16 protein-coding genes are annotated in these 14,743 nt (G+C 73.0%); 7 read left to right on the forward strand and 9 right to left on the reverse strand.

Features of this window, described 5'->3' with window-relative positions; translation table 11 throughout:
* Both VH969_RS09030 and VH969_RS09035 read left to right on the forward strand, forming a co-directional pair.
* Window positions 1–1,193: PucR family transcriptional regulator (locus VH969_RS09030; protein WP_331973202.1), on the forward strand; the 1,193-nt coding region annotated here is incomplete at its 5' end.
* A gap of 90 nt (window positions 1,194–1,283) precedes the next feature.
* Window positions 1,284–1,496 (forward strand): hypothetical protein, encoded by a 213-nt coding sequence (locus VH969_RS09035; protein ID WP_331973203.1) that lies wholly within the window; start codon window positions 1,284–1,286, stop codon window positions 1,494–1,496.
* Here the strand turns inward: VH969_RS09035 and VH969_RS09040 are convergent.
* Complete coding sequence (locus tag VH969_RS09040) at window positions 1,491–1,796, reverse strand: antibiotic biosynthesis monooxygenase family protein (protein WP_331973204.1); 306 nt, start codon at window positions 1,794–1,796, stop codon at window positions 1,491–1,493. The two genes, VH969_RS09035 and VH969_RS09040, sit on opposite strands and share 6 nt — an antisense overlap.
* Here VH969_RS09040 and VH969_RS09045 point away from each other — a divergent pair.
* Complete coding sequence (locus VH969_RS09045) at window positions 1,795–2,976, forward strand: MFS transporter (protein WP_331973205.1); 1,182 nt, start codon at window positions 1,795–1,797, stop codon at window positions 2,974–2,976. The genes VH969_RS09040 and VH969_RS09045 overlap by 2 nt on opposite strands.
* Here the strand turns inward: VH969_RS09045 and VH969_RS09050 are convergent.
* Complete coding sequence (locus tag VH969_RS09050) at window positions 2,973–4,259, reverse strand: alpha/beta hydrolase family protein (protein ID WP_331973206.1); 1,287 nt, start codon at window positions 4,257–4,259, stop codon at window positions 2,973–2,975. The genes VH969_RS09045 and VH969_RS09050 overlap by 4 nt on opposite strands.
* A 187-nt stretch (window positions 4,260–4,446) precedes the next feature.
* Here VH969_RS09050 and VH969_RS09055 point away from each other — a divergent pair, with 187 nt between their 5' ends.
* Complete coding sequence (locus tag VH969_RS09055) at window positions 4,447–5,400, forward strand: extracellular catalytic domain type 1 short-chain-length polyhydroxyalkanoate depolymerase (RefSeq protein WP_331973207.1); 954 nt, start codon at window positions 4,447–4,449, stop codon at window positions 5,398–5,400.
* Here VH969_RS09055 and VH969_RS09060 read toward each other — a convergent pair whose 3' ends face one another.
* The 4 genes from VH969_RS09060 to VH969_RS09075 form a co-directional block, all read right to left on the reverse strand.
* On the reverse strand, window positions 5,401–7,647 hold the full coding sequence (locus VH969_RS09060; RefSeq protein ID WP_331973208.1) for an FtsX-like permease family protein: 2,247 nt from the start codon (window positions 7,645–7,647) through the stop codon (window positions 5,401–5,403).
* A gap of 71 nt (window positions 7,648–7,718) precedes the next feature.
* Window positions 7,719–8,396, reverse strand: a complete 678-nt coding sequence (locus tag VH969_RS09065) for an ABC transporter ATP-binding protein (protein ID WP_331973209.1) — start codon at window positions 8,394–8,396, stop codon at window positions 7,719–7,721.
* Window positions 8,393–8,917 carry a PadR family transcriptional regulator gene (locus VH969_RS09070; protein WP_331973210.1) on the reverse strand — a complete coding sequence of 175 codons (525 nt, stop codon included), beginning with the start codon at window positions 8,915–8,917 and terminating at the stop codon, window positions 8,393–8,395. Before VH969_RS09070 ends, VH969_RS09065 begins: the two co-directional genes overlap by 4 nt.
* Window positions 8,918–8,998: 81 nt before the next feature.
* Window positions 8,999–9,358, reverse strand: a complete 360-nt coding sequence (locus VH969_RS09075) for a VOC family protein (RefSeq protein WP_331973211.1) — start codon at window positions 9,356–9,358, stop codon at window positions 8,999–9,001.
* A gap of 78 nt (window positions 9,359–9,436) precedes the next feature.
* Here VH969_RS09075 and VH969_RS09080 point away from each other — a divergent pair, with 78 nt between their 5' ends.
* Entirely contained in the window at window positions 9,437–9,916 is a 480-nt protein-coding gene (locus VH969_RS09080) for a CGNR zinc finger domain-containing protein (RefSeq protein ID WP_331973212.1), read from the forward strand.
* 22 nt (window positions 9,917–9,938) lie between these two features.
* Here VH969_RS09080 and VH969_RS09085 read toward each other — a convergent pair whose 3' ends face one another.
* Entirely contained in the window at window positions 9,939–11,216 is a 1,278-nt protein-coding gene (locus VH969_RS09085; RefSeq protein ID WP_331973213.1) for a DUF445 domain-containing protein, read from the reverse strand.
* Window positions 11,217–11,244: 28 nt separating this feature from the next.
* On the opposite strand from VH969_RS09085, the gene VH969_RS09090 reads away from it, so the two are divergent.
* Window positions 11,245–12,414, forward strand: coding sequence for a pyridoxal phosphate-dependent aminotransferase (locus VH969_RS09090; protein WP_331973214.1), 1,170 nt, complete (start codon window positions 11,245–11,247; stop codon window positions 12,412–12,414).
* On the opposite strand, the gene VH969_RS09095 is transcribed toward VH969_RS09090, so the two are convergent.
* Window positions 12,411–12,824, reverse strand: coding sequence for a hypothetical protein (locus VH969_RS09095; protein WP_331973215.1), 414 nt, complete (start codon window positions 12,822–12,824; stop codon window positions 12,411–12,413). The two genes, VH969_RS09090 and VH969_RS09095, sit on opposite strands and share 4 nt — an antisense overlap.
* Window positions 12,821–13,378, reverse strand: a complete 558-nt coding sequence (locus tag VH969_RS09100) for an RNA polymerase sigma factor (RefSeq protein WP_331973216.1) — start codon at window positions 13,376–13,378, stop codon at window positions 12,821–12,823. Before VH969_RS09100 ends, VH969_RS09095 begins: the two co-directional genes overlap by 4 nt.
* Window positions 13,379–13,644: 266 nt before the next feature.
* Here VH969_RS09100 and VH969_RS09105 point away from each other — a divergent pair, with 266 nt between their 5' ends.
* The gene (locus VH969_RS09105) at window positions 13,645–14,559 is read left to right on the forward strand and encodes a hypothetical protein (RefSeq protein WP_331973217.1); all 915 of its coding nucleotides are present in this window, start codon (window positions 13,645–13,647) and stop codon (window positions 14,557–14,559) included.
* The last annotated feature ends 184 nt before the right edge of the window (window positions 14,560–14,743 follow it).

The raw sequence follows: 14,743 nt of genomic DNA on the forward strand, positions 1-14,743 counted from the left end.
CGCTCGCCGACCACGCGGCGATCGCCATCGACAACGCGCAGCTGCTGGCCGAGACGCGGCGGGCGAACGAGACGATCAGCGACCACAACGAGCGGATGCGCCGCGCCGAGGTCGCGCACGACCGGCTCATGGAGCTGGTGCTGCGCGGCGGCGACCTCGACGAGGTGGTCACCGAGGTGGCCGCCGTGCTCGGCGGCGGGCTCGTGCTCTTCGACGACACCGGCACGGAGCTGGCCCGGGTGTCGGCCGAGCCGGTGGCGGTCGACGCGGCCGCGATCACCGCGTCGCGCTCCGCCGGGCGCGCGGTGCGCTCGGGCGGGCAGTGGGTGTACTCGGTGCTCGCCGGGCCGGAGCTCCTGGGCAGCCTGGTGCTGACCGGTGGGCCCGAGCTGGGCGACGCGGACCGGCGGCTGTTCGAGCGGGCCGGCCTGGTCGCGGCGCTGCTGTTGCTGCTGCGCCGGACGGTGGCCCGCGCCGAGGACGAGGTGCGCGGCGAGCTGCTGACCGACCTGCTGACCGCGCCGTCGCGCAACCAGGCCGCGCTGCTGACCCGCGGGCGGCGGCTCGGCATCGACCTGGCCGCGCCGCACACCGTGCTGATCGCCCACTGCGACGGCGTGTCCCGGCGGCGGCTCGCGATGGCGTGCGGCCGGTACGCGACGCTGGTCGGCCTGCACGCCGAGCAGGTAGTGCTGCTCGTGGCCGACGGCGCGCCGAACCTCGCACCGAAGCTCGCCGCCGAGCTCGGCTCCACAGTGGACGCTCCGGTGACGGTCGGCGCGGCGGGTCCGGCCCGCGGCCCGGTCGCGCTCGCGGCGGCCGCGGCGGAGGCGGCACGCTGCGTCCGGACGCTGCTCGCGCTCGGCCGGGCCGGGCAGGGCGCGGCGCAGGGCGAGCTGGGGTTCGTGGGCCAGCTGATCGGGGACCGCACCGACCTCGGCGGCTACGTGCGCGCCACGCTCGGCCCGGTGCTCGACTACGACGAGCGGCGCGGCACCGACCTCGTACGCACGCTGGAGGCGTACTTCGAGTGCGGCACGAACCTCACGCGTGCCAAGGACCAGCTGCACGTCCACGTGAACACCGTGGTGCAGCGGCTGGACCGGATCTCCTCGCTGCTCGGCGACGACTGGCAGCAGCCCGACCGCGCGCTGGAGATCCAGATCGCGTTGCGCCTGCACCGGCTGCACTAGGCCGCCTCCCGGAACTCGGGGAGTGGGTTGCGTCCCGGCGAGCTGTGCGGAACCGCGGTTTGTGCCGCGGTCGCTAGTACTCTCGCGGACGTGCTGGCCTACGTCGTGTTCGCCGCCGGCCTCGCCGCGTTCATGTGGCTGATGTGGCGGTTCGCCCGGTTCGCCGACCGCCGCGGCATCGGCGGCGGGCTGATGGGCATCGCCGACGACCTGTACCACCCGGCCGCGAAGGACCAGCAGGAGGAGCACCGCGCGGCCGAAGAGCGCGTCGTGCCCAGCCCGTCCCCGGGCGACCCGCTATAGGTCGACGACCACTTCGTGGTGGGTGACCTCCGCGTCCCAGCGGGACAGGATCCGCCGCGCCGCCTCCTCGACGACCGCCTTCTCCGGATGGCTGCCGGCGAAGTGGCGCACCGCCTGCATGCTCGTGAAGAACGCGATCGAGATGAACGCGACCTCGTCGCCCTCGACCTTCCGCAGCAGCCGCGCGCCGCGGAAACCGTGCACGCCCGTGAGGTGGACCGAGACCTCGTCCTCGTAGTGCCGCTGGTACTCGTCCGCCCGCCCGGGCTCCGCCCAGCCCCGCCATACTCGAGCGATCATGTCCGCTCCCTTCGGCGAACCCACAGTAACCTCGCGCGCGGCTTCGCGGATCTCCCTGTTGATCGCGCTCGGCGCCGACAACCTCGGCTCGGGGTTCTTCCTGCCGCTGACGCTCGTCTACGTGACGCGGGTCGTCGGGCTGCCGCTCGGCGTCGCCGGTACGACGGTCGCGGTGGGCACGACGGCGGGCCTGCTTGTGCCGGCGCTCGCCGGCCCGCTCGTCGACCGGGTCGGCCCGCGCCCCGTGGTGATCGCCTCCCAGCTGATCCAGGCGGCGGGGGCAGGCCTGTTCCTGCCGGCGCACGGCGTGCTCGCGGTCGCGGTGGCGACGGTGGCGCTCGCGGGCGGCCAGCAGCTGTTCTACAGCTCGCTGTTCGCGCTGATCTCCGACGTGGCCGGGGACGGCCCGAAGGACCGCCCGTTCGCCGTGGTCGCGATGGTCCGGGCGGGCTGCTTCGGCGCGGGCGCGCTGGCCGCCGGCGCGCTGCTCACCGCGGCCGGAAACGACGGGCTGCGGACCGCCGTCGCGGTGAACGCCGGCAGCTTTCTCGTGTGTGCGCTGATGCTCGCCGTGCTCGTCCACCCACCGCACCGGCCGGCGCCGGACGGGCGGCCGGCCCGCCTGCGCGCGGACCGGAAGTTCCTGTCCCTCATCGTGATCACGGGCCTGATGGCGCTGTCGGTCGACTTCTACCTCGTCGGCACGCCGGTCTACGTGCTGGAGGTGCTGGCCGGCCGGCCGTGGCTGCCCGGCGTGCTGCTCGCCGTGTCCACGACGATCAACGCCACCTGCGGGACGCTCGCGCTGCGGGCCACCCGGCGGGTCACCCGCATCGCGGCCATGCGCCTCGGCGCGGTGCTGGTGATCGCGTGGTGCGCCGTCTCGCTCCTCGCGCTCGCGGTGCCGGCCGGCTGGCTATCGGCGGTGTTGCTGGCGGCGACGGTGGTCATCGCGGCGGGCGGGCTGCTGTTCGGCGTCCGGGCCAACGCGCTCGCGACCGAGCTCGCGCCGGCCGCCGCGCGGGGGCGCTACCTCGCGACGTTCCAGTACGCGTTCACCGTGCCGGGCGTGCTCGCACCCGCGGTGGCCGGGCTCTTCTCGGTCGCGTCCTGGCTGCCGTGGCTCCTGGTCGCCGGGTGCGCGGCGCTGGCGGCGGCTGGGCTGCGCCGGTTCGCCTAGCGGATCCAGGAAGCCAGCTCGTCGAGGGCCGCCAGGAAGTGCGGGGCGATCGGCTCCAGCTGCCCGGGGAACGCGTCGACCAGCCCGTCGACGTGGTTGCCGTTCTCGATGCGGTGGTAACGGAAGAGGGGCCCGCGGCCGGCATCGCGGATCATCCGGGCGTAGACGTCGGAGTCCTGGCTGATCGGCAGCAGCGAGTCGAGCGTGCCGTGCAGGGTGATCAGCGGCTTGCCGATCCGGCCGGTCAGCGCGATCCGGGCGACGGCCCGGTGCACGGACGCGGGGCGGGACGCGTAGTCGTAGTCGGCGTCGCAGTTCGGCGTTCCGCTTGCGCAGTACGGGATTCCGGCGTCCAGGTCGCCGTCGAACGTCGGGTCGAGCTCCTCGCGGTACACGCGCTGGGTGAAGTCCCAGTAGACCTGGTCGTGGAACGGCCAGAGGAACTCCGAGCCGGGTGCGTAGCCCGCGTCGAGCATGGCCTGGTGCGCCTGCTCGGAACCGGCCGCGTAGGCCGGGTACGCACGCAGCGCCGCGGGCAGGAAGTCGAACATGTTGGGCCCGTCGGCCGTCCAGAGCGTGCCCTCCCAGTCCAGGCCGCCGTCGTAGAGCCACGGGTTGTGCTCCAGCTGCCAGCGCACGAGGTAGCCGCCGTTGGAGATGCCGGCCGCGATCGTGCGGGACGGCACGCGCCCGTACCGCTGCGCGACAACGACCTTCGCCGCGATCGCCAGCTGCGTCACGCGCGTGTTCCACTCGGCGATCGCGTCGCCGGGGCGGCGGCCGTCGTGGTGGAACTCGAGGCCGGTGTTGCCCTTGTCGGTCGCCGCGAACGCGTATCCCTTGGCCAGCACGAAGTCCGCGATGGCCCGATCGTTCGCGTACTGGCGGCGGTTGCCCGGCGAGCCGGACACGACGAGCCCGCCGTTCCAGTCGTCCGGCAGCCGCAGCACGAACTGCGCGTCGTGGTTCCAGCCATGGTTCGCGTTCGTCGTCGAGGTGTCCGGGAAGTAGCCGTCGACCTGGACGCCCGGCACGCCGCTGGGCTGCGGCAGGCTCGCCTGCGTCAGCCCGGTCCAGTCGGCCTCGACCGTATGTCCTGATGCGACAGTCCCGGCCGTGGTGAGCTCGTCGAGGCAGGCCACCTCCTGGCGCTGCGCGGCCGGCACGTGCAGCCGGTCCGCCCGCGCGCAGTGCGTCGCTCCACTGTGGACGGTATCCGCGACGGCTACCGGTGACGAGGCGACGAGTACGGCGGCGGCCAGTACGGCGATCCGGGCGATCATGGCGAACCTCCTGCGCGACGCTGCCCTGCGCGACGTCGAGCCAGACGCTAGGGAGCCGCCTTCGCGATGAATATGCGGGCGACCACCACAATCACGCGGCCGAATGTGTTGGCAACCGCTCTCACGGCGGTGCCGGAAATTATCTAACGTCGAAGAAAAAGTGATGCCGATCACAGTGAGGTGCGGCATGAAGAGAATCTTGCTCGTCGTGGCGACCCTGCTCGCGGGCCTCGTCGCCAGTACGGCCCCCGCGTCCGCGGCCAGCATCGTCGAGGTGACCGGGTTCGGCAGCAACCCCGGCGCGCTCAAGATGTTCCGCTACGTCCCCGACGGCCTGCCCGCGGGCCGGCCGATCGTCGTCGCGCTGCACGGGTGCACGCAGAACGCGACCGGGTACGGCACCGGCTCCGGCTGGACCCAGCTGGCGGACCGGTTCGGCTTCTCCGTGGTGCTGCCCGAGCAGCAGAGCGCGAACAACTTCAACAAGTGCTTCAACTGGTTCGAGCCCGGCGACATCGCGCGCGGTCAGGGCGAGGCCGAGTCGATCGCGCAGATGGTGCGCCGCCAGGTCGCCGACACCGGCGCGGACCCGGCCAGGGTGGACGTGACCGGGCTGTCCGCGGGCGGGGCGATGACCTCGGTCATGCTCGCCACCTACCCGGACATGTTCGCCGCTGGCGGGGTCGTCGCGGGCATCGCCTACAAGTGCGCGACGAGCATGGTGGACGCGTTCAGCTGCATGAACCCCGGCAAGAACCAGACGCCGGCCCAGCTCGGCGACGCCGTCCGCGCGGCGAGCGGGCACACCGGTCCGTGGCCGACGGTCAGCGTCTGGCAGGGCGACGCGGACTACACGGTCCGCCCGTCGAACATGACCGAGATCGTCGAGCAGTGGACGAACGTGCACGGCATCCCGTCGACGCCGACGAGCACGGACACCGTGGCCGGCTACCCGCACGCGGTGTACGCGAGCGGCGGCCGCACCCTCGTGGAGACCTACACGATCACCGGCATGGGGCACGGCCAGCCGCTCGACCCGGGCACCGCCGACGGCCAGTGCGGCCAGGCGGGCGCGTTCCTGCTCGACGTCAACATCTGCGCCGCGTGGCAAATGTCCGCGGCGTGGGGCCTGGGCGGGTGACTACTCCGTCCGCAACGAGGTGAGCCGGGTGGCGCTGCGCAGGAACGGCAGCGTCACCGCGGTCACCAGGAGCGACAGCACCGCCGCGGCGGCGGACAGCAGCCCCACCCCGGTCCAGTCGATCGACAGCGGATCGCTGGTCAGCCGCACGATCAGCGACGCGAGACCGACGCCGGTGACCACGGCCACGGCCAGGCCGAGCGCGATCGGCAGCGCCACCTGCCAGAGCAGCGAGCGGGCGAGCACGCCCTGCGGGACCCCGCTCGCGGCGAGCACGGCCAGCGGCCGGCGGCGCTCCCGGATGTGCTCGAGCGCGAGGACGAGCAGGCTCACGCCGGCGAGCAGCAGCGTGATGATCGAGCCGACGTAGAGCCCGTTGCGCACGGAGAGGAACGTCCGCTCGCCGGACGTGAGGTTCGCCTTCGTGCCGTCGGTGAACACGTAGACCTCCGGGCCGTAGGCCGCGATCGCGTTGCGGACCCGCTCCACGTCGTCCGCGCCGATGTCGCCGACCGACAGGTGCACGGTCGCGAACTCGTCCGGGATGCGGACCCCGCCCAGGGCGCCCGGCGTGAGCAGCAGAGTCTGGAAGACCGGCGAGCGCTCGGGCATCGAGACCCGCCGGACGTCGTCCGGGACCGTCCACCGGCCCGTGACCGTGAACTCGTCGCCGAGCAGCCCGTCGTTGTTCTGCTCGTACTCGCGGAACTCCAGCCGCTCGCCCGCCTCCGGCGGCCGGTTCCCGTTGCCGACCACCCACGACATCCCGTCGGAGCAGTCGCGGACGGCGGCGAGCTCGGTGATCGTGGCGCAGTCCAGCACGCCGACGGCATAGCTCTCGCCGAGGGCGTCGCCAACTGCCGGGAAGGCCTCGGCCTCCCGGACGACGTGCGCGTCCCGGACCGCCGGCACCTGCCGGACGTGCGCCGCGACGCCGTCGGCGATCTCGGCGGTGGCCTGCACCGCCACCATCGGCTTGGCCGGCCCGGACGAGCCGGGGCCGACCTCGCTCTCCACGGTCATCAGCACGGTCTGCAGGGCGATGGCGCCGGCGAGCACGACCGCGACGCCGCCGACCACCCGCGCGGACGTGCCGCTGTCCAGCTGCAGCCGCCGGATCGCGAGCTGCCACGAGGACGGCCCGCCGGTGATGCGGCCGGCGACCCGCTCGACGAGCCAGGGCAGCAGTACCGGCACGCCGACGAGCAGCAGCGCCACACCCGCCGACACCACGACGCCCCAGCTGTCCGAGCCCTGCGGGAGCCCGGCCTGGGTGACCAGCAACGCCACGCCCACCACGATCAGTGCGAGCCGCCACCAGAGCCGCCTGCGCACCGGCTTCGCATACCGCACGACGCCGAGCGGCTCGATGATCGTGCGGCGCATCGCGAACAGCGCGGTCAGCACCGCCAGCGCCGGGACGAGCAGCACGATCGCGACGGTCAGCACCGGGTCCGGCACCACGTCGGTTTCGTAGACGTCGAGCTCGAAGACCTTGATGTCCCCGGCGTAGCTACGCAGCACGAGGAACGCCGCGGCACCGAGCACCAGGCCGGCCAGCGCGCCGACGAGCGACTCGGCCGCCGCGATCCGCCGGACCTGCCGGGAGCCCGAGCCGACGAGCCGCAGCGCGGCGAGCCGCCGGTCCCGCTCGACGCCCGCGATCCGGCTGGCCGACGCGATGAACACCAGCACCGGGAGCAGCAGTACGACCGCACCCATGAGGACCAGCACGAGCAGCTCCGGCCGGAGCCCGGACTCGCCGCTGCTCTCGACACCGAAGTGGTAGACCCGCATCACGTTGGGGTTGTCGGTGAGGTCTGCGCCGGCGCCCACGTAGGCGATCAGGTCGCCCGGCGCGGGCACCACCGACTGGTCCAGGACCTCGACGACCCTCCCCGGGAACCGCGGCCGGAGCAACTCGCCCGCCGGCGAGTCGAGCAGGTCGGCCAGCGCGGGGGACGCGACGAGCTCGCCCGGACCGGGCAGCTCCCGCATGCCGTGGGGCACCGGATGGTTGCCACCGTCGGCATGGACGTACTGGGCGTCGATGGTCTCGCCGCGGAACTCCGTGGCACCCCACTGCAGGTACACCGGATCCACGCCCTTGATCGGCTGGCTGTCGCCGACCGTGTTGGCCATCGCCCGCTCGTGATACCGGTCCACGATCGTGCCGACGGACGCGCCGACCAGCAGCACGGTCACCGCGACCGCGACGCCGAACGTGCTGAGCGCGAACCTCGCCAAGGAAGTCCGGCCACCCCCGACAGCCAGCCGGACTCCCAAGGCGAGGTCGCTCACCCACCCCCTCGGGCCGGTCATGCGAACTCCACCTGCCGCGTGTGGCCGTCGCGCACGATGACCTCACGGTCGGCGTACGCGGCGACCCGGGGCTCGTGGGTCACGAGGACGACCGCGGCGCCGGTGTCCCGGGCCGTGTCGGTCAGCAGGCGCATCACGTGCTCGCCGTTGAGCGAGTCCAGCGCGCCGGTCGGCTCGTCGGCGAAGATCACCTTCGGTCCCGTGACGAGCGCCCTGGCGACCGCGACCCGCTGGCCCTGCCCGCCCGACACCTCACCGGGCCGCTTGCCCGCGACGTCGTCGACCTCCAGGCGGGCGAGCCAGTCGCGGGCCTTCGCCTCGGCGTCGCGCCGGCGCCGGCCGTGCAGGCGCAGCGGCAGCGCCACGTTCTCCACGCAGGTCAGCTCGGGCACGAGCTGCCCGAACTGGAACACGAAGCCGAACTCGGTGCGCCGCAGCGCGCTGCGCGGCACGTCCGGCATCGCGCCGAGGTCCTGGCCGGCGTAGGTCACCGTGCCGGCGTCCGGCGCGATGATGCCGGCGAGGCAGTGCAGCAGCGTCGACTTCCCCGAGCCGGACGGCCCCATGACGGCGACGATCTCCCCCTCCGCGACGGACATGGAGGCGCCGTCGAGCGCCTTGGTGGGGCCGAACGACTTGCCGATCGAATCGGCCTTCAGCAACGCGTCGGTCATGACCTGACCTGCTTTCCGAGCTCGGCGAGGCGGGCCGCGGTCAGCTCCAGCCAGCGCAGGTCGGCCTCGAGGTGGAACAGGGCGTGGTCGCAGATGAGCTGGTCGGCGAGGTCACCGCCGCGCTTGCGCTCGGTGAGCTCGCGCATCGCGCGCAGGTGGGCGGCGCGCTGGGTGTCGAGCACGTCCGCGGCGTCGCGCGCGGAGAGCAGCGCGATGACGATCTTGGTGTAGAGCGTGCTCTGCATGTACAGCTCCGGCTTCTCCGGCGTGGCGAGCCAGCGCTCGACGTCGGTGACGCCGTCGGTGGTGATCGCGTAGCGCTTGCGGTCCGGCCCGCCGCCCTGCTCGACGCCCGACTCCTGGATGAGCCCGTTCTTCAGCAACCGCGACAAGGTCGCGTAGACCTGGCCGTAGTGCAGCGGCCGGTCGTGGCCGAAGTGCTCGTCGTACTCGCGCTTGAGGTCGTAGCCGTGGCGTGGCCCGTGTTCCAACAAGCCGAGCAGCGTGTGCCCGATTGACATGGCGGACACAGTACACAGGGTGTATAGCTGCCGTCTATACACCCTGTGTTTAGCATGTTGAGCTGGGCGTTCGGCTACGCGTCAGCTCTGGCAGAGACAGAACGGGTGGCCGGCCGGGTCCGCGTAGACCCGGAACGTCCGCTGCCGGTCGAGCGGTTTCGCGCCGTTCTCGATCGCCCGCTCGTGGGCCGCTTCGAGGTCGTCGACCTGGAAGTCGAAGTGGAACATCTGCTGCCGCGCGGGGTCCGGCCACGTCGGCGGCTGGTAGTCGGCCGCGCGCTGGAACTCGATCAGCGCACCGCGCGGGCCCTCGATCGTCGCCCACTCGTCCGCGCTCTCGCGCACCGGCCAGTCGAGCAGCCGGGCGTAGAAGTCCGCGAGCGCGGGCGGGTCCGGGCAGTCGAGCACCACGGAACCGAGCCGCGGAACAGCGCTCGTCATCGGATACCTCCATAACCGGTGTCCTAGTTGTGCTGGTTACCGTACTTCAGCAACCGGCAAAGCGCCTACAGTGGTGTCGTGACCCCCCGCGACACGAGCGCGGACATCGACGTGGACCTCGTGCTCGACTTCCTCAACACGGTGGATGTGGAGGCGGGCACCGACCTGCTCAGCGACCCGGCCGGCCGCCGCGCCTGGCTCGCGGCCCGCGGACTCGCGGACTCGGACTCGGCAGCCGACGTGCGCACTGCCCTGCGCGCGGCGGTGGGCGATCCGGCCGCGAGTCGCGTGGCGCTGTCGGCCCAGGTCACGGTGTCGCTGGAACCCGAGGGCCCCCGCCTGGTGGCCGACGACGTGACCGGCGCGGTGCTCGCGGCAGCCAGCCGCCTGACCGTCCTCGGCGACTGGGACCGGGTGAAGATCTGCCCCGCCGACGACTGCCGCTGGGCCTTCTTCGACCGCTCCCGCAACCACTCGCGCACCTGGTGCTCGATGCGGGTGTGCGGCAACCGCGAGAAGGCCCGCGCCTGGCGGGAACGCGCCCGCGCCAACAGCTGATATTGAGTCCGGGGAGGCCGGATCAGACGATCAGCTGCGCGACCGTGTAGATCAGCAGGCCCGCGAGTGCGCCCACGACCGTGCCGTTGATGCGGATGAACTGCAGGTCCCGGCCGACCTGGAGCTCGATCTTGCGTGAGGTCTCCTCCGCGTCCCAGCGCTGGACCGTGTCGGTGATCAGCGTGGTGATCTCGTCGCGGTAGTTGATGACCACGTACGCGGCGGCGCCCTCGACCCAGTTGTCGACCTTCTCGCGCAGCGCGTCGTCGCCGGTGACGCGGTTGCCCAGGGAGACGAGGCCCTCGCGCACCCGCGTGCGCAGCTCGCTCGACGGGTCCTCGGCGGCGTCGAGCAGCAGGCGCTTCGCGGTCGACCACGCCGAGCCGATCACGTTCTGCACCTCGGGGTGGTCCAGCACCTGCTGCTTGATCGCCTCGGCCCGCTGCATGGTGGTCTCGTCGTGCTGGAGGTCGTCGGCGAACTCGACGAGGAACTTGTCCACCGCGAGCCGCATCGGGTGGTTCGGGTCGGTCTTCACCACCCACGCGAACGACAGCACCTCGCCGTAGACCTTGTCCGCCACCATCGAGTCCACGAACTTCGGCGACCAGCTCGGCGCCCGGTCCGAGACCACCCGCAGCACCGTCTGATGGTTGGCCTTGACCCACTCGTACGCGCGGTCGCAGACCAGGTCCACGAGCTTGTGGTGCGCGCCGTCGGCGAAGACGCCGGCCAGCACCCGGCCCAGCGGCGGTCCCCACGGCACCGCCACGACCCGGCGCACCACGGCCTGCTCCAGCACCGCCTGCACGTCCTCGTCGCGCAGCACGGCCACCGCGCCGCGCACGACCGTCGCGAGCTCGGCGGTCACCCGCTCCGCGTGGGCCGGCTGCGCGAGCCACCCGCCGAGCCGGCGGGCCACGTCCACCCGGCGCAGCCGCTCGCGGACGACCTGCTCGGACAGGAAGTTGATGCCGACGAACTCGCCGAGGCTGTTGCCCAGCGCGTCCTTGCGCGTCGGGATGATCGCCGTGTGCGGGATCCTGATTCCCAGGGGGTGCCGGAAGAGCGCGGTGACCGCGAACCAGTCCGCCAGCGCACCGACCATGCCCGCCTCGGCGGCGGCCTTGACATAACCCGTCCACCCCGGCGCCCCCGCGGCCTGCCAGATCGTCATGGCGAGGAAGACCGCCGTCGCGCCGAGCAGGAACGACAGCGCGACCAGCTTCATCTTCCGCAGGCCACGCCGCTTCTCCGCCTCGCCGGGGAGTGGGCTCTCGATGGGTGTCAGTTGCCGCACGAGTCCATTGTCCGTGAGACTGCGACCCGTGCGCCGGAAAGCCTTGGTACCCCGCCTCGAGCCGTTCACCTCGACCATCTTCGCGGAGATGACCGCACTCGCCACGAGAACCGGCTCGGTCAACCTGGGGCAGGGCTTTCCCGACACCGACGGGCCGCCGTCGATGCTCGCGGCCGCGCGGGACGCGATCGCGAACGGCGTGAACCAGTACCCGCCCGGCCCCGGCCGACCGGAGCTGCGCGCGGCGATCGCCGCCCAGCGGACGAGGTACGGCACGGAGTTCGACCCGGACACCGAGGTGCTGGTGACGGTCGGCGCCACCGAAGCGATCGCGGCAGCGATGCTCGCGCTGGTCCAGCCGGGTGACGAGGTCGTGCTGTTCGAGCCGTACTACGACTCCTACGCCGCCTCCGTGGCGCTGGCCGGCGCGACCCGGCGGGTCGTGTCGCTGGTCGAGGAGCCGGGGACGGGCCGCTTCGCCGTGGACCTCGACGCCCTGCGCGCGGCGATCGGGGAGAAGACCCGGCTCCTGCTGATGAACTCGCCGCACAACCCGACCGGCACCGTGTTCACCCGCGCGGAGCTCGAGGGGATCGCGGCGCTGTGCGTCGAGCACGACCTGATCGCGGTCACCGACGAGGTCTACGAGTGCCTCACCTACGACGGCGTCGAGCACATCCCGCTCGGCACGCTGCCCGGGATGGCCGAGCGGACGGTGACGATCTCCAGCGCCGGCAAGATGTTCAACTGCACGGGCTGGAAGATCGGCTGGGCGTGCGGGCCGGCCGAGCTGGTGTCGGCCGTGCGCGCAGCCAAGCAGTTCCTGACCTTCGTCGGCGGCGCGCCGTTCCAGCCGGCCGTGGCGCACGCGCTCGACACGGAGTCCGCGTGGGTGGCGAGCCTGCGCGCGGACCTGTCGGCCAAGCGCGACCGGCTCGTCGCGGGCCTCGCGGCGGCCGGCTTCGAGGTGCGGCCGAGCACGGGGACGTACTTCGTCTGCGTGGACGTCCGGCCGCTCGGCTTCGCGGACGGGGCCGAGCTGTGCTGGCAGCTGCCCGAACGGATCGGGGTCGCCGCCGTGCCGGTGCAGGGCTTCACCGACCACCCGCAGCCGTGGCGCCACATCGTCCGGTTCGCGTTCTGCAAGCGGGACGAGGTGCTCGACGAGGCCATCGAGCGGTTGCACAAGCTCGCCTAGAGCCAGCCCGTCTCGCTCGTCCGGCCGCCTTCGGTGACGCGGAGCCGGATCGGGCCGGCCGGGACCTCGGCGTTGAAGTAGCCGGCCTCGTCGACCGGTACGTCCTCGTCGCGCACCGGCGTGCGAACGGTCAGCCCGGCCCCGGGTGGGACCACCCCGGCCACGCGCTGGCCGGCGCCGACCGGGCGGACCTCGAACACCAGCAGCGGCTCGCCCACGTGGCGGCCGAAGCTCAGCCGCCGGCCGGCGCAGCGCACCGCGGGCACGGTCTCCCGCAGCAGGATCAGCGCCTCGGTGGCCGGCGTCGGCGCGCGCAGCAGCAGGCCCGCGGCCTCGGCGTCCGCGAGCACCCGCGGCGGTATCGGGTCCATGAGCCGCAGCAGGCGAGCGAGCTCGATCAACACGTTCACCCGGCCGACTCCTCCCGGATGTCGAGCATCGCCAGCCGGCGCCGGAGCAGGGACAGGCAGCGGCCGCGGGTCTGGCCGACGCTGTTCACCTTCATCCCGAGCGCGCGGCCGACCTGCGGGTACGTCAGCTCCGGCGCCTGGGCCAGCAGCCCGAGCAGGGCCTGGCACCGCTCGGGCAGCGACGCGAACGCCCGCCACAGCGCCCGGTCCCGCGCCGAGCGCAGCACGATCGACTCCGGGCCGTCCACCGGCTCCGGCACGTCGAACCGCTCGGCCGGGATCTCCCGGCCACGCTCGGCGCGGACCTTCAGGCTCTCGTGGCGCGCGGTCGTCGCGATCCAGCCCGCCAGCCGGTCCGCACGGCGCAGCGTCGGCAGCCGCCGCGCGACCGCGATCCAGGTGTTCTGCGAAGCGTCCGCCGCGTCCGCGCGGCACAACCCGTGGCGCCGCGCCACCGCCCACACCAGCGGCGCGTACTCCCGCACCAGCGCCCGCCAGGCGACCTCGTCGCCCGCGATGGCGCGGCGCAGCAGCGACTCGCTCTCCGTGTCCATCTCGTCCCCCTCCGCGGCCGGAGGATGGGACGGGCGGGCCCATCGTCCGGAGCCACGATTCAGGCGAACGGGTTGGTCCGACGCGGAGCGTGACGTCCACGGCTTCGGGCCGCGCGACTTCACGGCATGTGATCAACACGTCCCATACGGCCGATAAGGTGCGCTTTTGCCGTCTTTCCGGGTGGATTCGGCATAGCCGGGGTGCACATTGTCGGTCCGTTCCTAGATAGTGTGCACTGTCGGACGGCATCCGTTGGGTACGTGGCGTGAGCAGGTGGACGGTCATGGTCGCTGTGGACGGGGCGAGGTTTGCCCCTGCCGGCCGGCTCCGCCGACTGCTGCGCCGGACCATGCTGGTCGCGACGCTCGCCGCCGCGGGCTGGCTCTTGAGCGTCGTGTTCGCGGCCACCGCCTCCGCGACCGACTCGGGCGCCGACGAACCGGCCGCCCCGCCACCCACGACGGGCCGGCCCGCCGCCGAGAACCCGGCGGCATCCGACCAGCCGGACGACCAGCTGGACGACCAGCCGGACGACATCGAGCCCGGCGTCTCGCCGGAAGGCGCACCCGCAGACGCCGGGGAACCGACCGATCAGGGCGGCACGCTCGCGAGCGTCACGAGCATGCTCACCCAGACGCTCACGCGGACCCAGGCCGTCACGCAGGCCGTGGGCCACGTCGCGCACGAGGTGGACCACGCGGCCGCCACGTCCGCCGTCGCCGTCATCGGCACCGCCGAGCAGGCGGTCGACATGGTCGCCATCGAGCGCGCCACCGCCCCGCGCACCGCCGCCCCGGCGCGTGCCACGCCCAAACCCGCCCGTCCCCATGTCCCGCCGGCAATCCCGGCGTCCCACGCGACCGCCGTCCTGGCTACGGAACACACCCCGCGCCCACCGGCCGCCGCGTCCGACCAGCTCACGCCCAGCCCGGCCGACCGGAACGGCGCGCACGCCGACCGGTCCGGTCCCGAGTCGCCGGACAAGACGCCCGCTCCGGCCGCCCCCGGCGGTACCTCAGTCACGAGCTCGCCCCACAACGCCGTCGGCGCGCGCGGCACCCACGGGGTGCTGACCGCCTCGGCTCCGCTGCCACGCCACGCGGCCGGGTTCACCACCCGCAGCCGCGCGACCGACGCGACGGGCCGCGTCACCGGACTGCCCGCCACCTCGCCTGACTGACACCGTCCGGCGCAGCCGGACACGTACGCCCTGATCGGCCGGCCCCACCGCCTGAGCGAAACGAAAAGAACAGAGCGCAAAGGACGCGTACGTCAAAACGGTTGCAACGACAACCATGATGAGCGCGAAGCTCCCCGACCTGCCGACCGCGCCCGGTCAGGTCGGGACCTGGCCCCGGCGCCGC

This window comes from Actinophytocola sp. (assembly GCF_036555685.1).
Classification (GTDB): domain Bacteria; phylum Actinomycetota; class Actinomycetes; order Mycobacteriales; family Pseudonocardiaceae; genus Actinophytocola.